The 23,862-nt window shown below is 64.9% G+C and carries 23 protein-coding genes and 1 tRNA gene; 11 read left to right on the top strand and 13 right to left on the bottom strand.

Features of this window, described 5'->3' with window-relative positions; translation table 11 throughout:
* Positions 1-183: 183 nt before the first annotated feature.
* On the top strand, positions 184-744 hold the full coding sequence (gene ilvN / locus B3D39_RS06360) for an acetolactate synthase small subunit (RefSeq protein WP_075775634.1): 561 nt from the start codon (positions 184-186) through the stop codon (positions 742-744).
* Between the two features lie 11 nt (positions 745-755).
* Positions 756-1,739 (top strand): glycosyltransferase family 2 protein, encoded by a 984-nt coding sequence (locus B3D39_RS06355; protein ID WP_286789521.1) that lies wholly within the window; start codon positions 756-758, stop codon positions 1,737-1,739.
* On the opposite strand, the gene B3D39_RS06350 is transcribed toward B3D39_RS06355, so the two are convergent.
* From B3D39_RS06350 to B3D39_RS06330, 5 genes are all read right to left on the bottom strand, one after another.
* Positions 1,736-3,139, bottom strand: a complete 1,404-nt coding sequence (locus B3D39_RS06350; RefSeq protein ID WP_274962725.1) for an O-antigen ligase family protein — start codon at positions 3,137-3,139, stop codon at positions 1,736-1,738. The two genes, B3D39_RS06355 and B3D39_RS06350, sit on opposite strands and share 4 nt — an antisense overlap.
* Positions 3,139-5,280, bottom strand: coding sequence for a right-handed parallel beta-helix repeat-containing protein (locus B3D39_RS06345; RefSeq protein WP_274962726.1), 2,142 nt, complete (start codon positions 5,278-5,280; stop codon positions 3,139-3,141). The genes B3D39_RS06350 and B3D39_RS06345 overlap by 1 nt, the downstream gene beginning before the upstream one ends.
* A gap of 133 nt (positions 5,281-5,413) precedes the next feature.
* Positions 5,414-6,274, bottom strand: a complete 861-nt coding sequence (locus B3D39_RS06340) for a glycosyltransferase family 2 protein (RefSeq protein WP_274962727.1) — start codon at positions 6,272-6,274, stop codon at positions 5,414-5,416.
* The gene (locus tag B3D39_RS06335) at positions 6,274-7,437 is read right to left on the bottom strand and encodes a polysaccharide pyruvyl transferase family protein (RefSeq protein ID WP_274962728.1); all 1,164 of its coding nucleotides are present in this window, start codon (positions 7,435-7,437) and stop codon (positions 6,274-6,276) included. Before B3D39_RS06335 ends, B3D39_RS06340 begins: the two co-directional genes overlap by 1 nt.
* On the bottom strand, positions 7,434-8,672 hold the full coding sequence (locus tag B3D39_RS06330; RefSeq protein ID WP_274962729.1) for a Coenzyme F420 hydrogenase/dehydrogenase, beta subunit C-terminal domain: 1,239 nt from the start codon (positions 8,670-8,672) through the stop codon (positions 7,434-7,436). Before B3D39_RS06330 ends, B3D39_RS06335 begins: the two co-directional genes overlap by 4 nt.
* A gap of 197 nt (positions 8,673-8,869) precedes the next feature.
* Here B3D39_RS06330 and B3D39_RS06325 point away from each other — a divergent pair, with 197 nt between their 5' ends.
* The 3 genes from B3D39_RS06325 to B3D39_RS06315 all read left to right on the top strand — a co-directional run bounded on the left by B3D39_RS06325 (position 8,870) and on the right by B3D39_RS06315 (position 11,813).
* Positions 8,870-10,261, top strand: coding sequence for an oligosaccharide flippase family protein (locus B3D39_RS06325; RefSeq protein WP_274962730.1), 1,392 nt, complete (start codon positions 8,870-8,872; stop codon positions 10,259-10,261).
* A gap of 74 nt (positions 10,262-10,335) precedes the next feature.
* Positions 10,336-11,361, top strand: a complete 1,026-nt coding sequence (locus B3D39_RS06320; protein WP_274962731.1) for an SH3 domain-containing protein — start codon at positions 10,336-10,338, stop codon at positions 11,359-11,361.
* Between the two features lie 41 nt (positions 11,362-11,402).
* Complete coding sequence (locus B3D39_RS06315; protein ID WP_286789520.1) at positions 11,403-11,813, top strand: hypothetical protein; 411 nt, start codon at positions 11,403-11,405, stop codon at positions 11,811-11,813.
* A 6-nt stretch (positions 11,814-11,819) separates the two neighbouring features.
* On the opposite strand, the gene B3D39_RS06310 is transcribed toward B3D39_RS06315, so the two are convergent.
* The 8 genes from B3D39_RS06310 to pdxH all read right to left on the bottom strand — a co-directional run bounded on the left by B3D39_RS06310 (position 11,820) and on the right by pdxH (position 19,597).
* On the bottom strand, positions 11,820-12,161 hold the full coding sequence (locus tag B3D39_RS06310; protein WP_075775641.1) for a zinc ribbon domain-containing protein YjdM: 342 nt from the start codon (positions 12,159-12,161) through the stop codon (positions 11,820-11,822).
* Between the two features lie 102 nt (positions 12,162-12,263).
* Complete coding sequence (locus B3D39_RS06305; RefSeq protein WP_274962733.1) at positions 12,264-12,878, bottom strand: HD domain-containing protein; 615 nt, start codon at positions 12,876-12,878, stop codon at positions 12,264-12,266.
* Positions 12,879-13,143: 265 nt separating this feature from the next.
* Positions 13,144-13,389: a hypothetical protein gene (locus B3D39_RS06300; RefSeq protein ID WP_078520114.1), complete on the bottom strand. Its 246-nt coding sequence runs from the start codon at positions 13,387-13,389 to the stop codon at positions 13,144-13,146.
* Between the two features lie 148 nt (positions 13,390-13,537).
* The gene (locus B3D39_RS06295) at positions 13,538-17,197 is read right to left on the bottom strand and encodes a vitamin B12-dependent ribonucleotide reductase (protein WP_274962734.1); all 3,660 of its coding nucleotides are present in this window, start codon (positions 17,195-17,197) and stop codon (positions 13,538-13,540) included.
* Between the two features lie 524 nt (positions 17,198-17,721).
* Positions 17,722-17,798, bottom strand: a tRNA-Pro gene (locus B3D39_RS06290).
* Between the two features lie 40 nt (positions 17,799-17,838).
* A complete protein-coding gene (locus B3D39_RS06285; protein WP_274962735.1) occupies positions 17,839-18,330 on the bottom strand; it encodes a DUF192 domain-containing protein in 492 nt (163 codons plus the stop codon).
* The gene (locus B3D39_RS06280) at positions 18,300-18,836 is read right to left on the bottom strand and encodes a cold-shock protein (protein WP_078520559.1); all 537 of its coding nucleotides are present in this window, start codon (positions 18,834-18,836) and stop codon (positions 18,300-18,302) included. The genes B3D39_RS06285 and B3D39_RS06280 overlap by 31 nt, the downstream gene beginning before the upstream one ends.
* A 137-nt stretch (positions 18,837-18,973) precedes the next feature.
* The gene (gene pdxH / locus B3D39_RS06275; RefSeq protein WP_078606313.1) at positions 18,974-19,597 is read right to left on the bottom strand and encodes a pyridoxamine 5'-phosphate oxidase; all 624 of its coding nucleotides are present in this window, start codon (positions 19,595-19,597) and stop codon (positions 18,974-18,976) included.
* A gap of 164 nt (positions 19,598-19,761) precedes the next feature.
* On the opposite strand from pdxH, the gene fabI reads away from it, so the two are divergent.
* The 6 genes from fabI to B3D39_RS06245 all read left to right on the top strand — a co-directional run.
* A complete protein-coding gene (fabI, locus tag B3D39_RS06270) occupies positions 19,762-20,583 on the top strand; it encodes an enoyl-ACP reductase FabI (protein ID WP_078520117.1) in 822 nt (273 codons plus the stop codon).
* Between the two features lies 1 nt (position 20,584).
* The gene (locus B3D39_RS06265) at positions 20,585-21,202 is read left to right on the top strand and encodes a LysE family translocator (protein ID WP_274962736.1); all 618 of its coding nucleotides are present in this window, start codon (positions 20,585-20,587) and stop codon (positions 21,200-21,202) included.
* An 11-nt stretch (positions 21,203-21,213) separates the two neighbouring features.
* Entirely contained in the window at positions 21,214-21,720 is a 507-nt protein-coding gene (gene gpt / locus B3D39_RS06260) for a xanthine phosphoribosyltransferase (protein WP_075775650.1), read from the top strand.
* Positions 21,721-21,723: 3 nt separating this feature from the next.
* Complete coding sequence (locus B3D39_RS06255; protein WP_274962737.1) at positions 21,724-22,242, top strand: DUF2127 domain-containing protein; 519 nt, start codon at positions 21,724-21,726, stop codon at positions 22,240-22,242.
* Positions 22,243-22,397: 155 nt separating this feature from the next.
* The gene (locus tag B3D39_RS06250) at positions 22,398-23,579 is read left to right on the top strand and encodes an aminotransferase (protein ID WP_286789519.1); all 1,182 of its coding nucleotides are present in this window, start codon (positions 22,398-22,400) and stop codon (positions 23,577-23,579) included.
* Between the two features lie 65 nt (positions 23,580-23,644).
* On the top strand, positions 23,645-23,862 hold a 218-nt coding region (locus B3D39_RS06245), incomplete at its 3' end, for a SurA N-terminal domain-containing protein (RefSeq protein WP_286789518.1).

Below are 23,862 nucleotides of genomic sequence, written 5' to 3'. Positions count from 1 at the left end.
GAACTGCTTCCCGATGATCCCGTCCGGCAAGCCGCATAACGAGATGCTGCTGGCGGCCGATGCCGATGTCTTCAAGGAAGGCGCGGCGCTGGTGTGAGCGACGCCGGGGGCGCTGCCCCCGGACCCCCGGGATATTTGGACCAAGCCGAAGATCGGGTCCGAACTAGGAAGAGGAGAGAGGCAATGGCCGCTCTGAAGATCAAGAAAGGCTCCTCGAGCCATTCCGCTTACGACCTGCGCGACAGCCACGACCAGATTGAGCGCAGCCATACGCTCGCCGTGATCGTCGACAACGAGGCGGGCGTTCTGGCCCGCGTGATCGGGCTGTTCTCGGGCCGGGGCTACAACATCGACAGCCTGACCGTGGCCGAGGTGGACCATAAGGGCCATCGCAGCCGGATCACCGTCGTCACCCGCGGCACCGAGAACGTGATCGACCAGATCAAGGCGCAGCTGGGCCGGATCGTGCCGGTCCATGAGGTGAAGGACCTCACCGTCGAGGGCTACCCGGTCGAGCGCGAACTGGCGCTGATCAAGGTTGCGGGCACGGGCGACAAGCGCATCGAAGCGCTGCGTCTGGCCGAGATCTTCCGCGCCAATGTGGTCGACTCGACGCTGGAGAGCTTTGTCTTCGAGATCACCGGCACGCCCGAGAAGATCGACGCTTTCGCCGATCTGATGCGCCCGCTGGGTCTGGCCGAAGTGGCCCGCACCGGGGTCGCGGCCCTCTCGCGCGGGGCCTGAGCCAGAGCGACATGGCCGAGCCGCATCCCGCCTCAGGTCCTGCTCTGGGTGTCGTCATCGTCACCTATCGGTCTTCGGACGTGATCGCGGCCTGCCTTGCCTCGCTGCGGGCAGCGACCGGCGTGGCGCTGCATGTGGTGGTAGTCGACAATGCATCGCCCGATGACACGGTGGAGGTGATCCGCGCAGCCGTCCCCGATCTGATGGGGGCAGCGGAGGCGGGTCAGGAAGGCATTGCTCTGATCGAAGCGGGGAGCAATGGAGGGTTTGCTGCGGGCGTCAATCTGGGGCTGGCGCGGCTCGCGGCCAATCCCGCGGTCGACCGGTTTTGGTTGCTCAACCCCGATTGCGTGGTGCCGCCCGAGACGCCAGCCGCTCTCGCCTCCCATGATCCCGGACCGCGAGGCGCCGCGATGATCGCGCATCGGGTGGTCTATGGTGATGATCCGGGCACGATCCAGATCGACGGCGGGGGGATCGACCGGCGCACCGGGATCACCCAAAACCTCAACCAGTTCGCTCCCGCCGACAGCCCTGCCCCGGACCCGTCCCGGATCGACTTCGTCACCGGCGCGAGCCTCGTCGCCACCCGCGCCCATCTCGAGCGTGCAGGGCCGATGACGGAGGACTATTTCCTTTACTACGAAGAGGTCGACTGGGCGTTGCGCCGGGGCGATCTGCCGATCTCCTATTGCGAAGGCGCGGTCGTCCATCACGTCGCGGGCACGGCGATCGGCTCGCAGCGGATGGGCTCGGTCGCCTCGCCTTTCTCGCAGTACTTCAAGCATCGCGCACGGGCGATGTTCCTGCGCCGCCATTTCCCCGCCGGGCTGATCGGCGGTGCGGCGTGGTCGCTGGCGAAAGCCGCGCAGCTGCGGGCCCAGGGGCATGGGGCGGAAGCCGCAGCGCTCTTGCGGGGCTTCTTCGGGATGGCACCGCCCGGAGCGGTGCTGGCCGCGCTCAGCCCCGATGCGCGAGCGAAGATCGGGCGTTAATCCCCTCGCCGATGCGTCTGCGCAAACCGTGTGTAGCTGGTGCCGCGCGCCTCAGGCCGTCTCGCATCCTCGGGTGCATCGCCCCCCTCTTTCACCGCCTCGGTCAGCATCCACATGCCCGCGCCGAACAGAAAGAAGGTGAAGGCATAGATCGACTCCCAGACATAGACGGTGCAGAGCGTGAAGGTCATCCCCGCGAAGGTGAACACCCAGGAGCGGCGGAAATTCTGCATCCGCGTATCGCCGCTGAAATCGCGGAACATCACCTTGAACAGCCCCCAGACATAGCCACTCGTGACCAGCAGGAAGCCCGGGATGCCATAGCGCACCGCCATCACCAGCCAGAAATTATCCATCGAGCCGGAATACATATACCACGGCCGCACCCAGTCGTTCAGGCCGATGCCGAAGATCGGATTGGCCCAGACATTCTTCAGCCCCCAGTCGAAGATGATCGTGCGCCAATAGGCGGTATGGGCCGAGAAGGTCGCGTAGCTAAGAAACACCATGATCGGCGAGCGGTTCGACAGCAGGTCGACCGTGACATAGGCGAAGGCACACAGCCCCGTCAGCAGCCACCAGCGCCATTCGATCCGCACGAAGGTGACGTACCAGCCGATCAACCCCAGCTGCAGCAGCAGCGACAGAAGCGCCCCCGAGGAGAGCGCGAGAAAGCCGTTGAGCAGGATCAGCCCGCTCGCCACCACCCGCCAGCCGAGCGACTTGATCCCATCGAAGGCCACGAAAGCGAAGGCGAAGACGACCGAGCAATAGAGCCCGAAATGGATCGGATGCGCGAAGGGGCCTTGCACCCGCTCCAGCCCCAGGCGCGGCTCCTGAAAGTTGTAGGTGATCGTGCCCATCCCCGGCAGCTTGTCGATCAGTGTCGGGATCAGCGTCGTGCCGGTCTTCGTCTCGTAAAGCGAAAACGGCGTGAGGATCAGCACCGACCAGATCAGCACCTTGCCCAGCGCCGCGAAATCCTCGCGCGAGCGGATATAGGCGCGCCCGATCAGGTAGCCGCCCAGAACCTCCAGCCCGACAGACCCCGCCTGCTGGATCACCCGGTCGGGGTTGTTGACCGCCAGCGCGACCGACAGCCACAGCGCATGGAACAGGAACAGCCAATCGACCGGGAGCATCCGCCCTGCCCGCCCGCTGAAGACCCGCGCGAAGGCGGGCAGGATGAAGGCCATCAGCACGAGGCGGCTTCCGGTGATCGCAAGCGGGCCGAGGTTGAACTTGAAGGGCAGCAGGATCGACAGCACGAACAGCAGCACCGGCCACGGCAGTTTCGCGGTCGCGAGCGCGGCGGTCTCTGCGATACGATTTCGCCCGCCCGCGCGGCTTTTCGGGCGCGCACGTTGCGGCGTGGCACTGCCAATCGCCCCGGCGCGCATCAGCGCATCGCCCCGCTCACCGCCGGGCGGCTCGCGGTCAGATCAAGCGCCTCGATCTCGCCGTGGAAGCTGCCCTTGCCGAAGGGATTGCCCAGCGCGAGGCCCCAATATTCCATCGGCTTGAGCCGCCCCGAGACGGTGCCCTTGCCGATCACCTCCTCGCCCGCGAGCACCTCGAAAAGGCTCTCCTCGGACGCGTAGCGGAAGGTGATGTCGTGCCACTTGCCGTCATAGATCGGGACGCGCTTGGTACGCAGGAACAGCCGTTGCCCGCTCTCGGGCCAGAACTCGACCTCGAACGTGCCGCGTCCGGTCACTCGCACGATCAACGACTGATGCACGCGCAACAACTCCCCGGCGGATTTGTAATCGCCTACCGCGCGCAGCTTCATATGCAGCGCGAAGCGATCCGCCCCGTAGAGCGGCGCGACCATCTCGCGCGGGATCACCACGGCGCCGCCGCCCAACCCGAATTCCAGCGCGCCGGGGCTGAGCGGGATCGAGTCGAGCGCCTCCGGCTGCGCCCCGGCATGCGAGATCAGTCGGCCCAGCTCGGGGTCATAGCTGAGGATACGGTCGTCGCGGACCATGACATAGCCGCTGCTCTGCGCGCTCCGCCCGTCGGGCAGCGTCAGCGAGAGGGTCACCTTGTGCCGCCCCGGCATGCGAAAGCCCACCGGCACCTGCGCGCCGTCGAGGCTGGTCTGCCCGTCGATCCCCCAGCGATAGGCGACCTCGGCTGGGTCCACCCCTTCGGGCAGCACACTCTCGCGCGCGTCGAATTGCAGCGTGGTGCCGCCGCCTTCGCTGCGCGCGAACCGCATGACCGGCTGGAACGCCTCCGGACCGCCGAGAATATCGAGCATCGGCGCACCGATCCCGCTCCCGGCCAAGGCCCCACCCGGAAGATAGGCGTAATTCATGATCTCACGCGGCGCACCGGTGCGCGCGGCGACGAAGAGCTGGTCGTAATAGCTCGCCCGCTGCGGCGTGATGTCCTGAATCAGCAGGTTGTCGCGGAGCTTCCAGTCGGGCTGCCCCGCCGGGCCTGCGATCTCGCTCACCGCATTGCGGGCGATCTCGACGGCGCGGGCGTCGCGCGCCACGCGGATCTGCGGGATCCAAAGAACCGGATCGCGTTTCTCGCCCTCGGAATAGACGTCATGGATGAGCGTATTGTTGGCGATCTTCACGCCTTCCGCCTCCCCCACCGTGATCCCGTGCAGATGGGCGTTGATGATGACGTTCCCGCTGATCTCGATATTGCGGTAGAACATTTCCGCGCCCGCCTTGCCGCGATCGACCAGCTCGTTGCGCATCAGGATCGACTGGGTAAAACCGCCCTCGCCGGAATTGAGCAGGTTGTTCGTGATTGCGATTTCACGGCTGGGCCGTTCGGTGCCTGCGGTCCAGAACTGGATCATGTCGGCATGATCGCCCGACGCGACGGCACGGCGAAAATCGTGAATGTGGTTGTTTGCGATCTCTGCGCGTTCGATCTGGGCGAAGTTCAGCCCGTCCATCCGCATATCATGGATGTCGTTGCCGACTACTCTCAGATCGGTGCAATCGGTGAAGACCCCGCCGCGGTAAAAGCGACGAAACTCGGAGCGCTCGACCGTGATCCCGGTCGAGGCGCGCACCGCCAGCCCGAAGGCGGTGGGCAACGGCCCCTGCTCGATCAGATCCGGATCGGCGGGGGCGAGGTCCCCATCGAACAGCACATCACGGATCGTCAAATCGCGCGTGGTGAAGACCTGAAACGGGCGGGTGTTGGATCGATCGCCGTCAGAGTAACGGTAATCGAAAGTCACCGCTTCGATCACGACATGGCTGACTTCCCGCAGGTTCATCTGCGCGATCACCGCCCGGTTGTCCGGATCGGCAGAGCGGAAGGTGATCGGCGCATCCTCGCGCCCCGTCAGTCCCCGCAGATCGAGCGCGTCATAGTCGCCCGGCGCGATCAGAACCGTGTCGCCCGGCGCCAGCTTCGCGCCGATCCGCGCCAGCCCGGCCGTATCCGAGACCTGCCAGTCGCGCGCTATCGCGGGCAGCGCCCCGAGCACCAGAAGACCGACGGCCAAAAGCCCACGCCGTCCGACGCGGGCTGCATGCCTCGTGGTGAATGCGATCTGCTCCATCGCTGCCTGCCTGTTCCGGGCCACTTTTTGCGGCTCTGATATCTTGACGTCACGCTAGCGTGAGCAGGATCGACGCGGCAAGTGCTTTAACCCAGATTAAACCTTGCACATTGCCATTGTGGCCTTCGCGCCGCTAAAGCCGCCCGAAAACCGCCTGCCGCAGCATCCAGCCCATCCGCGCGAGCCGCAGTCTCGCGAGCGTCGCCACGGCGCGCCACCGCTCGGTCGCGTCGCGCAGGTCGGGATGGCGCAGCACCTTTGGCAGATGGGCGAGGATCGAGACGGGCATCAAGAGCGCCTTCGCCCCCCAGCGCAGCCGCGCGGGCAGGTTTGATCCATTCACGCCGAAACCTTCCTCGGTCAGCCGCCGCCATTTACGCGATAGCGCAGCCCAGTCCTGCCGCGACGGATGGCCCACGCGCAGCCCGTCGGCATAGATCAGCGAATAGCCCTTCGCGGTCGCCCGACGGCACCAGTCGAGATCCTCCGACAGCCCCGCGATGAAGGGGCCGGTGGCTTCATAGACATCGCGCCGGGTCAGCAGGTTACCGGTGCCGGAGAAGCCCTTCTCCTCGATATAGCGGCGAAAATCGAAGGCGAAGACGGTCTCGAAAGCCTCTGCGCCGGATCGCGGCGGCGGGGTCTCGTCGAAGACGAAGACATGCCCGCCGACCAGATCGCCCTGCCCGGCCACGGCGAAGGCGGTCGCGATCCAGTCCGGGTCGGCCACGCAGTCGCTGTCGATGAAGAACAGACGCGCCGCTGTCGTCTCGGCCACGCCACGATTGCGGGCCTCTGCCGCGCCTTTCTTGGTCTCGGTCACGATCCGAAGGTTGGGATAGGCCGCACGGACGGGGCCCAGATCATCGGTCGAGCCATTGTCGACCACCAGCAGCTCGCAACGCGCGTCGAGCTGCGGCGCAAGCGTCTCGAGGCAGCGCATGAGCCGCGTGACGTCGTTGTAATGCGGAATGATGATCGCGGCCTCGGCCATCACAGCGCCTTCACCAAGTTTAACAACGCCGCGTCGTAAGCCGCAAGCCGGTCGATCCCGCGCGCCAGCGCCACCTTCGCCTCTGCCGCGAGGCTGTCGCGATCAGCGAACCCTTGCTCCAGCGCCGCCATCCCCGCATCCGCATCCGCCTTGGTCGCATCGACCGTGTGGTCATATCCCAGCGCGCCGAACAGCCCCGCAAACTTGCGGCTATAGGCGAGCGGCACCACAGCGACACCGGACGAGAACGCCGCGATACAGGCATGCATCCGTGCGCCGGTGAAGAAATCGAGCCCCGCGATATAGCTCTTCGCCTCGGACGGGCTTGCGAAGGCGGGCGCGCAGATCACATCATGCTCGGCCGCCAGCACCTCGCAGGCGCGCAGGTCATCCTCGATCACCATCGGGCCTTCGGGCACGATCACATGCGGCACCAGATGGACCTCCGCCCCCTGCCCCTTGAACCAGTCGATCGCGCGCGCGATCAGCGCGGGATAATCCAGCGCCATCCCGAAATCGTTGCCCCCGTGATAGCCTCCCGCCATCAACAGCCCCGAGACGTTGATACCCACACGTACCGGCCCATCGTCGCGCGGCGCGGGCGGGTCATACGGCAGCCGCAGCGCCAGATCGGAGGCCAGAACGGGCACGCCACGATAGCCCAGATCGTCCAGCGCCGCGCGCGAGCGTTCGTCGCGCACCGCCACCAAAGCTGAGCGGTTGAGGCTCAACCGCGCCAGCCGCTTCGACCAGCCTTTGGTGAAGGGTCCCACGGTCTGCGGCGCGACCACTAAAGGCGTGCCCGCGAGATGGGTGGCGAACTTCATCCAGAACATCTTCACCAACCGCGAGGCCCCGTAGATATCGGCGAAACTGTCGCCGCCACCAATGTCGATCACCAGATCAGCAGCCTTAACTTCGGCCCACAACCCTTTGGGAGATTTCAGAAACGCGCCATCCACCTCGATCAGCCGCAAATCATCGCCTGACACATAGGGCGCGCGTCGGTCCTTCCAGTCGAGCACGGTGATCGCAATCTCGCGCCCCGCTTTGGCGGCAAGATCGCGCAGCAGGGCGATCTCCGACACGGTCAGTGCGCCGACGCCAAGATTGTCCGAGCGCGTCGAGTGGAAGATCAGGCAGACGCGCAGCGTGCGGCTCATTTTCGGCCCCGCAACACACGTCGGACCGTGCCCGCGAAATTGCGCAGGTTCCGCGTGACCGGGTTTTGCAGCGCGCAGGCGCGCAGGTTCATCCCCTCGTAGCGCGGGATCGGACGGGCCATCAGTTTGAGCGCGGCGAGACGCGCAAAAAGGGCGCGGCGACGTTCGCGCTGACCGGGCTGGATCGCGGCCAGCTCCGCCACATCGAACGGCGCGGTCTCGACCGCCGCGGCCGCCTCGGCCTCCCTCAGAATTTCCGCGCCCAGCCGCGTGCGCGCCACAATCAGGCTGCGTCCCGGCGCCTCCTCGAACAGCGGATAGCCCGCATCGTCGGCCTCCCACGCATCGGCGCAGACCAGATCGGCGGCGACGCCGGTGCCATCGGCGCAAATCTTGCAGCGGTGCTGGACATGGCGCGAGAGCACCCCGCCCCAGGCCGCGTGATAGCTCGTCTCGCGGGTAGAGCCATCATGCAGCGCGGCCACCGTCTTTCCCGGCCAGCCATTGCCGCGATAGCGCAGGCCCGCCAGCTGAGCCTCGGGCGCGCCCATCTCCGCCAGCAATTCCCGTGCGCCCTCCGCACTGGGAACGCCCGCGCAGAAAAAGGACAGGATCACCGGGAAACTCCGCGCAAGTTTCGGATCGCGCGCGACCAGCGCCCGCAAAGCCACCGCATCGCAAGGCTTTCCGATCACCGCGAAACGCCGCCCGTCCGCGATGAGCGCCGAAAGATCTGCCAGCGGCGCCGAAGGCGCATAGCGTGACCCAGCCGCCCCCAGAACCTCGTCGCGCGTGGTGCTCAGCCGCATCCGGTTGCCGATCGGGTTCTCGGGATCGGGCTCGATCTGGGCGATGGCATCGACGCGGCCCGATTGCAGCAGATGCAGCGCCAGCGCCGAGAGCGCCCCGCCCGACGCCCCCGCATGGCGCAGATCCGCGTCGGTGGCGTGGCCGCCCTTCATCTCCATGAACCGCCCCCAGAGCGGCTCCTCTCCGGGCGCGATGCGCTGCGCGCTCTGGCCCAAGCCCGGGCAGCACGCGGCAATCGCGGTCTCCGCTCGCGCGCTGATCTCGGCGCTTTGCACCGGGCGCAGGAAGCCGCGCGCATCGGGCGCCATCGCGATCTCATCCGGCGCGACCCCGGCACACAGCCCGCAGCCCGCGCAGAGATCGCCCGCCGCGACATGGGCGAGCGCCTCGCTCGAAGGCGTCGAAATGGGGCTGTGATGGGTCATGCTCGGCCGATCTGGTTTTCAAGGAGTTGAACAGCAAAGCCGTGAATCTGGCAAGGCTTGGCTGGGTCGGTCGGCGCGCGTGACGTGGCCGTCAAGCCACAGCCGCCACAGCGCGCTTGACCCGACGGCCCCTCGGGCGGGATTATGGGCGCAAAACATGCGCGGGCGGCCAAACCCCGCGCCATATCGGACAGTACATGCTTCGCACCGCGATCCTCATTCTCAGCGGGAACGCCGCCACCTCGGCGCTGATGCTCGCGCGCAACCTCGCGATCGCGCGGCTGATCCCGGTGGCCGATTACGGCGTGGCCGCGACTTTCGCGATGGTGATGGCGGTGATCGAGATGGGCTCGACGCTGGGGCTGCAGCAGCAGATCGTTCAGTCAAAGCGCGGCGACGACCCCGCGTTTCAGGCGGCACTTCAAGGTTTCCAACTGCTGCGCGGCGTGATTGCGGCGGCGGCGCTGTTCGTGCTGGCCGGGCCGATCGCAGGCTTCCTCGATATCCCAGGAGCGGCACCCGCCTATCGCTGGCTCGCGCTGGTGCCGCTCCTGACGGCGGCGCAGCATTTCGACATTCACCGCGCCCAGCGCAGGGGCCACTATCGCCCGATGCTGCTGACGGGGGCGCTGCCCGCATTGGCCGCGCTTATCGCGATCTGGCCGCTCTCGCGCCTCTTCGACGACTGGCAGGTGGCGCTTTGGGCGATCCTGCTGCACGCGGCCCTCGGCGTTCTGGTCTCGCACCTGATGGCCGAGCGCCGCTACCGCCTGCGCCTCGACCGCGCCGAGATGCGCGCGAACCTGCGTTTCGGCGCGCCGCTTCTGGCCAATGCCGCCCTGATGTATCTGGTCTTTCAGGGCGACAAGATCATCGTCGGGCGGCTGGCGGGGATGGAGGCGCTGGCGATCTTCGCGATGGGCATGACGCTGACGCTGACGCCCACGCTGATCGGCGCGAAGTCAGTGCAGAACCTCTTTTTGCCGAAACTTTCGGCCGCGCATGGCCGTGCGGACGCCTCAGCGCATCGCCAGCTTGCCGGGGCGACATTCGAGGGGATGTTCCTCACCGGATCGATCCTGCTGCTGGGCACGGTCCTGATCGGACCGCTCGTCGTCACGGCCCTTTTGGGGGCGAAATATGCAAGCCTCCTGCCGCTCCTGATCCCCTTCGCGCTGATGAATGCGCTCCGCGCGATCAAGAACGGGCCGAGCACGGTCGCGCTCTCGGCGGGGCAGACCGATAACGGCTTTTGGGGGAACCTGCCCCGGATCTTGGTGCTGCCGCTGAGCTATTGGGCGCTCACCCAGACCAGCTCGGTCGTGCCGGTGATCTGGCTCGGGGTCGCGGGTGAGGCGATCGGTCTTGGCGTGGCGCTCTGGCGGCTGTCACGGGTCATGGCGCTGCCACAGGTTGGTCGCGCCGCGCTGACGACCGCACTCGTGTTGATCGCGGTCCCGCTGATCACACTCGCCGCGCCCAGCGCGCTGGTGATCTGGCCGATCGCGCTGATCCTGAGCGCGGTGCACCTTGCCGCCCTGCCCCATCTGCGGGCCTATTTCGGACGCCCGCAGATCGGCACTGCCTGACCCCGCGCCTCTGTACGATTTTCGTGCTACACTCCCCGATGACGCGCGCCATAAACCAAAGAGGGAGGATCGGTATGAACCGGTTTCTGGGTTATGTCTTCGTCGCGGCTTTGTCATTCACCACACCTGTCCTTGCCGAGGAGATGCGTGAGGTTCCGGTCTATTTCTCAGCCGGAGCGGATAGCGCGGTTCTGAGCGATCGCATCAAGGGCTATGACAGCGTGATCTACACGATTGGCGCCGAGGCCGGACAGACGATCGATATCAAGCTGTCCACGAAACACACCGCCACGTATTTCAACCTCTACGGTCCCGGGAGCGGCCCGGGCGATCAGGCGATCATGACCAGCCAGTTAACGCCCGAGCTGAATCACTACACAGGCACGCTGCCCAGTTCGGGGACCTACAAGATCTCGGTCTACATGATGCGCTCAGCGGCGCGGCGCGACGAGGTTGCGAATTTCGACATCCGGATCGGGATCACCGGGAAGACCGGCGCGATCGTGCAGGGCGATTATGCCGACGGGCTACAGGGCGGGCCCGATTTCTGGGAGGTCCAGACCGGCGACATCAACGATCCGCTGAACCTGCGCGCGGGGCCCTCGACCGGGGCTACGATCCTCGGGCGGTTCCCCGAGGGGGCGATCCTGCGCAACATGGGCTGCCGGATGGCCGAGGGCCAGCGCTGGTGTCAGGTCGCGGCGACCGAAGGGTCTCTGACCGGCTGGGTTGCCGGGCGCTACCTTCGTGAAGGCTCCTCCCCGCCGCCACGCGTGGCCGAACCCGAGACCCGCGATCAGCAGGTCCAGTTCGCCCCCGGCACAAGCGGCGCGGTGCTGAGATCGACCCTCGCCCCCGGAGCCGCGGTGAACTACCGGCTCGGTGCTCGGGAAAAGCAGTTCCTGACGGCGCAGCTCCAGACCGACTCGCCTGCGGTGCATTTCAACATCTTCACCCCGGACAGCGAGCTTCTCTACGAGAGCCGCGGCGGCAGGCGGGACTATCGCGGCCAGCTTTGGCTCAACGGAGAGAACCGGATCACGGTCTACAATATCGGTGACGCCCCGGCCCCCTTCACGATGATCGTCGGGATCGAGTGAGCATGCGGGCGCAAACCGGTGAGAGCAGTTCGATGACCATGATGACGACACTCACACGCAGGGCCGCAACCGCGATCCGGGCGAGCGTAACCCTGATCGCGCTCGCAGCCTGCGTCCCAGAGCCACCCGACGGACGGCCAAGCCCGCTCGACGGGCACTGGGTCGGAAGGTACACCCCTCAGTCCATGCGTGTGATGGATCGCCCCTGCACACCGGGCTATGGCGGGATACGCATACAAGACGGCCGGGTTTCGGGCGAGGCTACCAACACCTACGGAGCCTCCTACAGGATTTCCGGGCATGTCGTCGGAGCCGACCGGATCGTCGGGAATTTCTACTTCCGGACGCGTTCTGTCGGCTCGCTCAAGGGGCACCTCGTCAAGGGGCGCCTCGTGGGGAATTATGAAAACGTCGACGGGTGCAGGGGCAGCTGGGTCGCCACGCGTCAGTGAGGAGGCTTACTCGGAAACCTTTTTCACGAATTGCGACTTCAGCCCCATCTGACCGATGCCGGGCACCTTGCAGTCGATGTCGTGATCGCCATCCACGAGACGAATGCCGCGCACCTTGGTGCCGACCTTCACGACCGAGGAAGAGCCCTTCACCTTGAGGTCCTTGATCACGGTCACCGTGTCGCCATCGTTCAGCACGTTGCCGACCGCATCGCGCACCTCGGCGGGCGCATCCGCGTCACCCGATGCCGACCATTCATGGCCGCATTCGGGACAGATCAGGAGGGCGTCCATCTCGTAGGTGAAGGACGAGTTGCATTCGGGGCACGGGGGCAAGGTATCGCTCATGGGTCATGCCCTTAGTCTCACGCGCCTGTTATCGCCAGAAAAATCGTTCACCTGCGACAAAAAGCGAGATGCACCGGTGCGACCGGCGCGGCTCCAGCCCGCTCAGGCGGGATCGGGCAGGCCGTGAACCTCGCCCGCACGCAGCACCTCGGGCGCATAGGCCTTGCGAGCGAACACCTCACGGACATCCTCGACGAAGCTCTCCAGCGGGTCCATCGGATAGGCCGGATCGAAGCTCGACTGATCCCAGCGCTCGCAGAATTGCTCGCAGCTACTATAGCAGGGATGGTCCTTGAACTTCTGCCGCTCTTCCGGGTCCCAACCGTAGTGATGGCCGTAATAGGCCATCTGGAAGATGCCGTGATGCTCCACCACCCACGAGACCTCTTCGCGGACATAGGGGCGCAGGATTTCAGCGGCCATCCGGTCGTGGTTCTGCGGGGCGAGCCGGTCGCCGATATCGTGCAGCAGCGCCGCTACGACCCAATCGAGATCCGCCCCGTCGCGCCGGGCCCGCGTCGCCGCCTGCAGCCCGTGGTCGAGCCGCGTGATCTGGTAGCCCGACAGCGTCTCCTCCGCCTGCGCGGCCAATTCGCGCAACAGCCGGTCCGCCGTGCCTGCAAGGAAGGGCTTTTCCAGCTCTTCGAGTAGTTCGTAATCCTCGCGGGTGCCGTCTTTCATCTGGGTGAAGGAGACTGTCGGTCCGGATGCGGTCATCTGCGGTCCTTCCGGTTGCGGGTTTCAATCCTCGGCCCCCTCGGGCCACTGCGCATATCGTGACGCGCGGGGGCGCAAATGACCAGAACCCGTCCCTGCGCTCTTCCCCAAGAAATAATGCGGCCCTCTCCGGGGGGTTGGAGAGGGCCAGTTTCGCCGATCAGGCTCATTCGTTGACCGCCCGAGCTTATCGTCGTTTTGCCTGGGCCTTCTCAGCGTCTGGGGCGAGCGCACCCGCCCCGGATCTCGTTTTCGCGCGCGGCGCTTAGTGCAGCGCCATCTCGCGCGCGGTCATCAGGGTGACGGTGGTCGCACCGCCTCCCATGCGGATATCGGTCACGTCGAGCGCGTGGTGATCGAGGTCGCCACCGAGGCAGGCGATCTCGATGCCCGTGAAGGTCGCGTCGATCAGCGAGGTCAGTTCCTCGCCCACCAGCTCGGCCTCGATGCCACCGGGAATCCGGCGCGTGGCTTTCGGGGTCACCTTCTTATTGCCGACGATCAGATCCAATTTCCGCTCCTTTTGCCGCCTTTGGCGGTCGTTCTGTCCCTCGGCCCGCCATGCGAATGGGCCCCAGTCGTCACGTCCCAGTCCCCGACACGCGGATCGCGTGGCGTCGTCGTCGGGGCCCCGGCCGCCAGACCGAGACCCCTGTCCCTCAAGAGCAACCGCTGGTCGCCCCGCAGGTGTTGCACTTCATGCAGGTGCCGTTGCGCACGAGCGTGTAGTTGCCGCAATCGCCGCAGGCCTCGCCCTCGTAGCCCTGCATCTTCGCCTTGGCGCGCGCATCCATCTGGACACCGCCAGAGGAGACCGCCGTGGAGCTGGACGCACGGGCCTGCGCGCTTTGCGCGGGCATCTGCGAGGTCACGACGTCCACACCGCCCTGCAGCACCATCAGCTCTTGCGGCAGGCGCTTGCGCAGGTAGCCGGTCGAGGAAATCTGGCGCAGCACTTCGAGCGATTTCGAGGCGTTCTCGGACATCGGCTCGACATTGCCATCGGCGCGCTTGCCCTCGTTCTCACCGCCGCCCAGATCGTCGAAGCTGGTGCCCTGCGGCTTGATATGCGCGAGATCGGTGCGGTCGAGATAGGACACGGCGAGTTCGCGGAACACGTAATCGAGGATCGAGGTCGCGTTCTTGATCGAGTCGTTGCCCTGAACCATTCCGGCGGGTTCGAACTTGGTGAAGGTGAAGGCGTCCACGAACTCCTCCAGCGGCACGCCGTATTGCAGGCCGACCGACACGGCGATCGCGAAGTTGTTCATCATCGCCCGGAAGCCAGCGCCTTCCTTGTGCATGTCGATGAAGATCTCGCCCAGCGTGCCGTCGTGGTATTCGCCGGTGCGCAGATAGACCTTGTGGCCGCCCACGACCGCCTTCTGGGTGTAGCCCTTGCGGCGCTCGGGGAGCTTCTCGCGGTGGCTGCGCACGATCTCCTTGACCAGCACCTTCTCGACGATCTTCTCGGCGAGCACGGCGGCTTTTTCCTGGGTCGAACCGGTGGCGAGGATTTCCTCGGCCTCCTCGTCATCCTCGACCAGCGCGGCGGCCAGCGGCTGCGACAGCTTGGAACCGTCACGATAGAGCGCGTTCGCCTTGATGCCGAGCGACCAGCTGAGTTCATAGGCCGCTTTCACGTCTTCGATCGAGGCGTGGTTCGCCATGTTGATCGTCTTCGAGATCGCCCCCGAGATGAAGCTCTGCGCGGCGGCCATCATGTAGATGTGGCTGTCGACGCTGAGGTAACGCTTACCCTTCTTGCCGCAGGGGTTGGCGCAGTCGAACACGCTCAGGTGCTCGTCCTTCAGGTGCGGCGCCCCTTCCAGCGTCATCGTCCCGCAGACATGGTCGTTGGCGGCGTCGATCTGCTTCTTGGTGAAGCCGAGGTGACGCAGCATGTCGAAGGTTGGATCGTTCAGCTTCTCGGCCGGGATGCCCAGCGTCTGGGTGCAGAACTCCTCGCCCAGCGTCCACTGGTTGAAGACGAAACGGATGTCGAAGGCGGTCGGGAGCGCGGCCTCGACCTTCTCGATCTCGCGCGGACCGAAGCCGTGGCCGATCAGCGCCGTGGTGTTGATGTCGGGGCAGTTGCCAAGGCTGGCGTGACCCACCGCATAGGCGATGATCTCTTCGATCTGCGCCGAGCCGTAGCCCAGCGTCTCGAGCGCACCCGGCACCGAGCGGTTGATGATCTTGAAGTAGCCGCCACCCGCGAGCTTCTTGAACTTCACCAGCGCGAAGTCCGGCTCGATCCCGGTGGTGTCGCAATCCATCACGAGACCGATCGTCCCGGTCGGCGCGATCACCGACACTTGGGCGTTGCGGTAGCCGTGCTTCTCGCCCAGCGCCAGCGCCTCGTCCCAGGCTTGGGTGGCGAGCGCGATCAGGTCCTGATCGGGGCAGCCCTTGTGGTCGAGCGCGACCGGCTTGGTCTCGAGGTTCTCGTAGCCGTCGGTCTTGCCGTAAGCCGCGTTGCGGTGGTTACGGATGACGCGCAGCATGTGCTTGGAGTTCTTCTCGTAGCCCGGGAAGGCACCCAGCTCGCCGGCCATTTCTGCCGAGGTGGCGTAGGAGACACCGGTCATCACGGCGGTCAGCGCGCCACAGAGCGCCCGGCCCTCTTTGCTGTCGTAGCCCAGACCCATGTTCATCAGCAGGCCGCCGATATTGGCATAGCCGAGGCCCAGCGTGCGGAAGTCGTAGCTGCGCTGCGCGATTTCCTTCGAGGGGAACTGCGCCATCAGCACCGAGATTTCCAGCGTCACGGTCCACAGACGGGTGGCGTGCATGTAGCTTTCCGCGTCGAACTTGCCGTCCTTGTAGAAGGTCAGCAGGTTCATCGAAGCGAGGTTACACGCCGTGTCGTCGAGGAACATGTATTCCGAGCACGGGTTCGATCCGCGGATCGCGCCGTCTTCGGGGCAGGTATGCCATTCGTTGACCGTGTCGTGGAACTGGATGCCCGGATCGGCGCAGGCCCAGGCGGCGTGGCCAACCTGCTCCCACAGCTCGCGCGCCTTCACGGTCTTCGCGACCTTGCCGTCGGTGCGGCGGATCAGTTCCCAATCGGCATCGTCCTTCACCGCTTTCAGGAAAGCGTTGGTGACGCGCACCGAGTTGTTCGAGTTCTGGCCCGAGACCGAGACATAGGCTTCCGAGTCCCAATCGGTGTCGTAGGTCGGGAATTCGATGCTGGCATAACCCTGCCGCGCATATTGCAGCACGCGGTTGATATAGGTCTCCGGGATCATCACGCGCTTGGCGGATCTGATCGCCTCTTTCAGCGCCTCGTTCTGGCTCGGATCGACCGAGGTTTCCGTCGATCCGTCGAATTCGCGGATCGCGGTGAAGATGCCGTTCAGCTCGCGCTCATGCAGCTTGGAGCCCGCGACCAGCGAGGCCACTTTCTGCTCTTCGATGACCTTCCAGTTGACGAATTCCTCGATATCGGGGTGATCCATATCGCAGATCACCATCTTCGCCGCGCGGCGCGTGGTACCGCCCGACTTGATCGCACCCGCCGCGCGGTCGCCGATCTTCAGAAAGCCCATCAGGCCCGAGGATTTGCCGCCGCCCGAGAGGCTCTCGCCCTCGGCGCGCAGGCTCGAGAAATTGGTGCCGGTGCCCGAGCCGTATTTGAACAGGCGCGCCTCACGGACCCAGAGGTCCATGATCCCGCCCTCTTTCACCAGATCGTCGGAGACCGACTGAATGAAGCAGGCATGGGGCTGCGGATGCTCGTAGGCCGAGGTCGAGGAAGTCAGCTTGCCCGACTTGTGATCGACATAGAAGTGACCCTGACCGGGGCCGTCGATGCCGTAAGCCCAATGCAGGCCGGTGTTGAACCATTGCGGCGAGTTCGGCGCGGCCATCTGTTCAGCCAGCATGAAGCGCATCTCGTCATAGTAAGCCTGCGCATCTGCTTCCGTGGAGAAGTAGCCGCCCTTCCAGCCCCAATAGCACCAGGCACCGGCGAGACGGTCGAACACTTGCTTGGCCGAGTTTTCACCGGTGAAGCGCGCCTCTTCGGGGAGCTGAGCAAGCGCCTCTTCATCGGGGACCGAGCGCCACAGGAATTCCGGCACGCCCTTCTCTTTGACCTTCTTCAGCGCCGCCGGAACGCCGGCCTTGCGGAAGTATTTCTGCGCGAGCACGTCGGACGCCACCTGGCTCCAGCGGCCGGGCACTTCGACCGACTCGTTTCGGAACACCACTTTCCCGTCGGGGTTGCGAATCTCAGACGTGGTCGTCGTGAATTCCAGCGCGCCGTAAGCGCCGGTTTCGTCGGTGGTGAACTTCCGTTCGATCTTCATTGCCCTGTCCCCGTTGCAGTCAGTCCAATCCGGTGCCGGCGGGAGCCGCAGAAGACAAAGAAGCCCGGGCCTCGCAGTCGACACCGCGAGAGCTGCGCGCCCCGGATTCGGGGGTGCAATGTCCGAAATCTGTCCCTTGGCCCTAGGCTCCACTACATCTGGTGGGTTAGCCTCCGACACCACACAACCTGCCGTAGGCGTACCGAGCCGTCAACGAAACTTTCACCTTGAGTCAGTCCATTTTTCAGTTGACCGACCCCAAGGGAAGCGCGCTGCACGATTCCTCCACATTTGGTTAACGCATGGGCGCTGCATTGCGGCACCAATAAGGGCCAAATTTCATTGAAGATTCGGGGGCTTTGGCCGCTCATCTGGCAATTTCAATCCACAGAACGCAATATCTTGTGGATAGCCTCGCCCGGGTTGCGCAAAAATTGGGCAAAGCCGAAGAGCGTGTCGCTAGTGTCACAATCAAGAGCCTACCACTAGATATAGCGGGCCTGATTCCGGCGATTTCGAGGGGATGGTCGGGGCGGCGAGATTCGAACTCACGACCTTCTGTACCCAAAACAGACGCGCTACCAGGCTGCGCTACGCCCCGACGCCCTCTCCTTACAAAGAGGCTCGTCCCAAGGAAAGGGTCATTCGCAGGGAAATGCGGCCTGCGCGGGATCGACGCTGGGATGCGCCAGCTGCGCCCCCGGCGCGATGCCGTGGCGCGCCGCCATCCCGGCATTGATCTCGAGCACGTAGCGCACCGGTGCGCCGGAGGGAATCGGGGTGTCGTCATTGGGCGTCGTATTGGCCGCGACCTTCACCACTTCGCCCGTCGGGTCGATGAACACCATATCGAGCGGCAGCGGCGTGTCATGCATCCAGAAGGCAACCTCCCGCGCATGCTCGTAGATGAAGAGCATCCCTGCCCCTTCGTCCATCTCGCGCCGCCCCATCAGGCCCTGCGCGCGCTCGGCGCTGCTATCGGCAATTTCGACGGTGAAGCTGACCGGCTGGTCCCCGGTGCGCAGAATGGCGAGGTCATCGCGGCACTGCGCCCCTTCCGCCGCGGCGAGGCCCGGCGTTACGGCAAGGAAAAGCGCGGCACTCAGCGCCCGGATTTCAAACCGGCATCCCATGCGAGAACCTGTGCCGCCATCCGACCGCGCTTGCCTTCGATCACGCGCAGGCACACCGCTTCGCCGGGGGTAAGATCGGCAAAACCCGACCGGCGCAGAACTTCCATATGGATGAAAATGTCCTCGTCATTCTCGAAGACATTGGCAAAGCCGAAGCCCTTGGATTTTTCGAACCACTTCACCCGTGCAGGCTCAAGCGGCAGCGCCGCGATATCGTCGAACGTGTTGTCGCCCAAATCCTCGATCGGCGCGACGGGCTCGCCTTCCGGAGGAAGAATCTCCAAAACCTCGACCGCCTGCGCGCCGCGCGGGGTCAGCTGCATCTGGACCCGAATCCGCGCGTGATCGGCAATCGAGCCCTGACCGAAATTGCGCAGAACATTCGCATGAAGAAGGATGTCAGGCCCTCCTTCGCCATCGACGATGAAGCCGAACCCTTTGACAGGGTCGAACCATTTGACGGTGCCGGTCACCTCACGAAGCTCTGCCTCGGACTCCCCCAGCATATTCCATCCCGTTTGCATTCGCGGGCTTTCCTGTTCGCATTTCCTCCGCACGTCCTTCTGGAAATGCGGTGTTTAGGGGACACTTCAAGAGATTGCCCAAAGTTTCAAGACCCTATGCAATTCACGAAGCGCGAGTTTCAGGGGTTCAGGCGGGTCACAACCCACTGATCGGCAAGGGTTTGCCGGCTCCAGCGGAAGCGATCATGAAGGCGAAAAGAACCGTCTGCCCAGAATTCCAACTCCAACGGCTTGATTCTGAACCCTCCCCAAAACGGCGGTCGATCGGGATTCGCACCGTGGCTCGCGGTCACCTTCGCGACCTCCGCCATCAAGGCGCTGCGTGAACTCAGTGGCTCACTTTGTCGCGAGGCCCAGGCGCCGAGACGCGATTTCAGCGAGCGCGACTTGTAGTAGGCGTCAGCCTGCGGCCCCTCCTCGCGCTCAACCATACCGCGAACCCGAATCTGACGGCGCAACGATTTCCAATGCATCACAAAGGCGGCTTTCCCGGCGCTTTCGATCTCCTGCGCCTTCACCGATCCGTAGTTGGTGTAGAAGACGAAAGCCCCGCCGGAGGGCATGTCGCGCCCTTCGATTTCCTTGAGAAGAACCATGCGCGCATTGGGCAACCCGTCCGGATCGACCGTCGCCAGGGCAATCGCATTGGGATCGTTGATCTCGGTGTCCGCGGCCTCATCCAGCCATGTCTGCGCGATGGCAAAGGGATCTTCGCCTGCGAAAATTCCGGTTCTGTCACTCATACTCGCCTCCAGTCTCGTCGCCGCATCGCACATCGTGCTCAACGCCCAGATCTGCAACACGATCCACACGATCATGCTTGACCGGAGGTCAGTAGCCTTGATGCGTCTCCACCTTTCGCCTAAAGCATTCGGACTTACCAGAGCGAAGCGGGGGAAAACCTGACATGTCAAACAACCTGATGGCAGGCAAACGCGGGCTGATTATGGGCCTTGCGAATGACAAATCCATCGCCTGGGGCATCGCCAAAGCCCTCGCGGATGCCGGTGCGGAGCTGGCCTTCTCGTTCCAGGGCGAGGCGCTCAAGAAGCGCGTGGGGCCGCTGGCAGAACAGCTCGGCTCCGATATCCTCGTGGAATGCGACGTCGCCAGCGGCGACTCGATCCAGACGCTCTTCGAGACGCTGCGCACCCATTGGGACAGCATCGATTTCGTCGTCCACGCGATCGGCTTCTCCGACAAGTCGGAGCTGCGCGGACGCTACGTCGACACGTCGCGCGACAATTTCAAAACCACGATGGACATCTCGGTCTATTCCTTCACCGCCGTGTGCAAAGAAGCCGCCGCGATGATGAACGAGGGCGGCTCGCTGCTCACGCTCACCTATTACGGTGCCGAGCAGGTCATGCCCCATTACAACGTGATGGGCGTGGCGAAAGCGGCGCTGGAAGCCAGCGTGATGTATATCGCCGAGGATCTCGGCAAGGACGGCATCCGCTGCAACGCGATCTCCGCCGGCCCGATCAAGACCCTCGCGGCTTCGGGCATCGGTGATTTCCGCTACATCATGAAGTGGAACGAGCTGAATTCGCCGCTGCGTCGCAACGTGACGCAGGAAGAGGTCGGCAAGGCCGCGCTCTACCTGCTCTCCGATCTCGGCTCCGGCACCACCGGCGAGACGCTGCATGTCGACGCTGGCTATCACGTGGTGGGCATGAAAGCGGTCGACGCGCCCGATATCGACGTGGTCACCAAGCGGAAGGAATGAGATGACCCTCGCGGCCCTCACCGCGATCTATTTCGTGCATCTGGCCGCGGCGATGTCGCCGGGGCCAGCGGTGCTTCTGGCTGCGCGCACGGGTCTGCGCGAAGGCTTCGGACGCGGCATCTGGCTCGCGCTCGGCATCGGCTTGGGCGCGGTGATCTGGGCGGCGGCGGCACTTTTCGGCCTCGCCCTCGTCTTCAAGGTCGCCCCTGCCCTGCTGACCACGCTCAAGATCGCGGGCGCGGCCTATCTGCTCTGGCTCGCCTTCAAGATGTGGCGCCATGCGGGCGATCCGATGGATGAAGAAATCCCCGACCTGCCGCGCACCCGCTCCATTCCCCGGCTGATCTGGCTCGGCGTCTCGACCCAGCTCGCCAACCCCAAACCCGCCGTGTTCTTCGGCACCGTCTTCCTGACCTTCATCCCGCCCTCCGCGCCTGCCTGGGCCTATGTCGCGATCCTCGGCATCGTGATGCTCAACGATGCGGGATGGAACGTCATCGTCGCGCGGATCTTCTCGCTCGAGAAAACGCGCGCGGCCTATCTGAACCTGAAAACCGTGATCGAGCGCTGCTTTGGCGGCCTGCTGGCGCTGCTCGGTCTGAAACTCGCTCTGAGCTGAGGAGACCCCCGATGTCCGATCGTCTGCCGCATGAAAAAGGCTTCCATGTCAGCTGGGACCAGATCCACCGCGATGCGCGCGCGCTCGCATGGCGCCTCGACGGCAAGGGCCCGGGCGACGGCAGCTGGCGCGCGGTGGTGGGCATCACCCGTGGCGGCCTCGTTCCGGCGGCGATCGTCGCGCGCGAGCTCGACATCCGCACGGTCGATACGATCTCGGTCAAAAGCTACAACCATCAGGAACAGCGCGAAGCGCAGGTCATCAAGCCCACGCAAGAGAGCCTGATGGAAAACGGCGGCGAAGGCGTGCTGATCGTCGACGACCTCGTCGACACCGGCAACACGCTGAAGCTGGTGCGCGACCTCTTCCCGAAGGCGCAATTCGCCACCGTCTACGCCAAGCCGATGGGCGCGCCGCTGGTCGACACCTTCATCACCGAGGTCAGCCAGGACACCTGGATCTTCTTCCCCTGGGACATGGCGCTGCAATATGTGCAGCCCTATCGCGGCACGGACTGATCGGTGAAATTCGGCGCCCCCGGAACCCCTCTGGGTCGGTTCCTGCACTGGCTCTTCGAGGTAAGCCTGATCCTCAAGGCTCTGTTCGAGACGGCCGAGACCCTGTCGGGCCTCGCGCTTCTCGGCATGCCGAAAAACGCGCTCTTCGATGCGGCGCATTGGATAACCGCGCGCGAGCTGCGCGAAGACCCCAATGACCGCATCGCCAACGCGCTTCTGAGCGCGGCGCATCACTTCTCGATCCAGACGCAGGATTTCTACGGCTTCTATTTCACCAGCCACGGGCTGTTGAAACTCGTCGTGGTGATACTGCTGATCCGCGGGCTGATCTGGGCCTATCCGCTGGCGATCGTGATGATGTCGGGCTTCGTGGCCTACCAGATGTATCTCTACAGCCTGAACCACGGCGCAGGGATGCTGGCGCTGACCGCGCTGGACCTTCTGGTGATCGCGCTGACGATCCGCGAATGGTCGGTGCGCCATAACTTCGCCTGGCGCAAACCCCGTGAGCGGCGCAGCTAGGGGGCGCAGCTCCCCTTTGCCTGCCCGGGATATTTCCGCCAAGAGGAAGCGCAAACCCCTTCTTCTCGATCCAAATATCCCCGCCGGAGGCTCCCGCCTCTTGCCAAGCGCGCGACGCTCTGCTGATCTCGCGCCGATCATCCAGAAGGACCCCCATGCCGCATCCGCTCAATCCCGCCCTCGCCGCCACCTTCCCGCCTCCGGTCATGGAGGCGCGGCGCTGGCTCGACGGGGTCGAGTTCGCCGCCGATCGCCCGCTGATCAATGTCTCTCAGGCAGCCCCTGTCGATCCGCCGCCCGAGGCGCTGCGTCAGGCGATCGCAGAGGCCGCGCTGAACGATCCGCAGGCGCATCTCTACGGCCCCGTTCTGGGCCTGCCCGATCTGCGTGCCGAACTCGCGCATCAATGGTCGCTGTCCTATGGCGGCGAGATCGCAGCGCGTCAGGTCGCGATCACGCAAGGCTGCAATCAGGCGTTTTGCGCGACGCTGGCCACGCTCGCAGGTCCGGGCGACGAGGTGATCCTGCCGACGCCGTGGTATTTCAATCACAAGATGTGGCTCGACATGGCGGGCGTGCAGACGGTGCCGCTGGCCCCCGGCGCGGGGCTTCTACCCGACCCCGAGGAGGCCGCCGCGAAGATCACCGGCAAAACCCGGGCGATCGTTCTGGTCTCGCCCAACAATCCGGGCGGGGCGGAATATCCGGCCGAACTGCTGCGCGCCTTTGCCAATCTGGCGAAGCGGCACAAGCTCGCGCTGATCGTGGACGAGACCTATCGCGATTTCGACTCGCGTAGCGGCGCGCCGCATGACTTGTTCTCGGATCCCGACTGGCCGCGTTATTTCATCCATCTCTACTCGTTCTCGAAGGCCTATCGCCTGACGGGCCACCGCGTCGGCGCCATCGTCGCGGGCGAGGCGCGCCTCGCCGAGGTCGAGAAATTCCTCGACACGGTCGCGATCTGTCCCTCGCAGCTTGGCCAGATGGCGGCGCTTTGGGGCATGCTGCACCTGTCGCAATGGGTCGCGGGCGAACGCGCGGAAATCCTGCGCCGGCGCGCGGCCATGGAGGCCGCTTTCGCCGATCTGGAAGGCTGGAAGATGCTCGGCTGCGGGGCCTATTTCGCCTATGTGACGCATCCCGATCCCCGCCCCTCTCCTGATTTTGCGCAGGCTCTGGTGCGCGAGGCGGGCGTGCTGATGCTGCCCGGTACGATGTTCATGCCGCAAGGCGCAAACGGGGCCGCGCAGCAGATGCGGATCGCCTTCGCCAATGTCGATACGGACGGGATCGCGGCCCTTCGCGACCGGCTGGCGGGCCTCGCGCGCGGCTAGCCTTGCAGGCCAGTAATCAAAGCCCTAAACAGCGCCCAACAAACAATGCCCGAGGAGGAACCCCGATGAAGATGCGCAGCCACGGCAAGAGTGTCGTCGTCTGGATCTTGCTGGCCATGCTGATCCTTGGTCTCGGCGGTTTCGGGCTACGCAATTTCTCCGGTTCGGCCAAAGCGGTCGGCGCGGTCGGCGACACCAAAATCACCGTCGACGATTACGCTCGCGCTCTGCGTCAAGAGATGCAGCAACGCAGCCAGCAGCTTGGCCAGCCGGTCACGATGGT

It is taken from the genome of Thioclava sp. UBA3469, from assembly GCF_002378135.1.
Lineage (GTDB): Bacteria > Pseudomonadota > Alphaproteobacteria > Rhodobacterales > Rhodobacteraceae > Thioclava > Thioclava sediminum.
The sequence above is the reverse complement of the archived record's forward strand: the minus strand, read 5'-3'. Positions and strand labels throughout refer to the sequence as shown.

What these genes read in the sequence shown, in the direction of transcription:
- ilvN (WP_075775634.1), top strand. Translation starts at nt 184, where the DNA reads ATGGCCGCTCTGAAGATCAAGAAAGGCTCCTCGAGCCATTCCGCTTAC.
- B3D39_RS06355 (WP_286789521.1), top strand. Translation starts at nt 756, where the DNA reads ATGGCCGAGCCGCATCCCGCCTCAGGTCCTGCTCTGGGTGTCGTCATC.
- B3D39_RS06350 (WP_274962725.1), bottom strand. Translation starts at nt 3,139, where the DNA reads ATGCGCGCCGGGGCGATTGGCAGTGCCACGCCGCAACGTGCGCGCCCG.
- B3D39_RS06345 (WP_274962726.1), bottom strand. Translation starts at nt 5,280, where the DNA reads ATGGAGCAGATCGCATTCACCACGAGGCATGCAGCCCGCGTCGGACGG.
- B3D39_RS06340 (WP_274962727.1), bottom strand. Translation starts at nt 6,274, where the DNA reads ATGGCCGAGGCCGCGATCATCATTCCGCATTACAACGACGTCACGCGG.
- B3D39_RS06335 (WP_274962728.1), bottom strand. Translation starts at nt 7,437, where the DNA reads ATGAGCCGCACGCTGCGCGTCTGCCTGATCTTCCACTCGACGCGCTCG.
- B3D39_RS06330 (WP_274962729.1), bottom strand. Translation starts at nt 8,672, where the DNA reads ATGACCCATCACAGCCCCATTTCGACGCCTTCGAGCGAGGCGCTCGCC.
- B3D39_RS06325 (WP_274962730.1), top strand. Translation starts at nt 8,870, where the DNA reads ATGCTTCGCACCGCGATCCTCATTCTCAGCGGGAACGCCGCCACCTCG.
- B3D39_RS06320 (WP_274962731.1), top strand. Translation starts at nt 10,336, where the DNA reads ATGAACCGGTTTCTGGGTTATGTCTTCGTCGCGGCTTTGTCATTCACC.
- B3D39_RS06315 (WP_286789520.1), top strand. Translation starts at nt 11,403, where the DNA reads ATGACGACACTCACACGCAGGGCCGCAACCGCGATCCGGGCGAGCGTA.
- B3D39_RS06310 (WP_075775641.1), bottom strand. Translation starts at nt 12,161, where the DNA reads ATGAGCGATACCTTGCCCCCGTGCCCCGAATGCAACTCGTCCTTCACC.
- B3D39_RS06305 (WP_274962733.1), bottom strand. Translation starts at nt 12,878, where the DNA reads ATGACCGCATCCGGACCGACAGTCTCCTTCACCCAGATGAAAGACGGC.
- B3D39_RS06295 (WP_274962734.1), bottom strand. Translation starts at nt 17,197, where the DNA reads ATGAAGATCGAACGGAAGTTCACCACCGACGAAACCGGCGCTTACGGC.
- B3D39_RS06285 (WP_274962735.1), bottom strand. Translation starts at nt 18,330, where the DNA reads ATGGGATGCCGGTTTGAAATCCGGGCGCTGAGTGCCGCGCTTTTCCTT.
- B3D39_RS06280 (WP_078520559.1), bottom strand. Translation starts at nt 18,836, where the DNA reads ATGCTGGGGGAGTCCGAGGCAGAGCTTCGTGAGGTGACCGGCACCGTC.
- pdxH (WP_078606313.1), bottom strand. Translation starts at nt 19,597, where the DNA reads ATGAGTGACAGAACCGGAATTTTCGCAGGCGAAGATCCCTTTGCCATC.
- fabI (WP_078520117.1), top strand. Translation starts at nt 19,762, where the DNA reads ATGTCAAACAACCTGATGGCAGGCAAACGCGGGCTGATTATGGGCCTT.
- B3D39_RS06265 (WP_274962736.1), top strand. Translation starts at nt 20,585, where the DNA reads ATGACCCTCGCGGCCCTCACCGCGATCTATTTCGTGCATCTGGCCGCG.
- gpt (WP_075775650.1), top strand. Translation starts at nt 21,214, where the DNA reads ATGTCCGATCGTCTGCCGCATGAAAAAGGCTTCCATGTCAGCTGGGAC.
- B3D39_RS06250 (WP_286789519.1), top strand. Translation starts at nt 22,398, where the DNA reads ATGCCGCATCCGCTCAATCCCGCCCTCGCCGCCACCTTCCCGCCTCCG.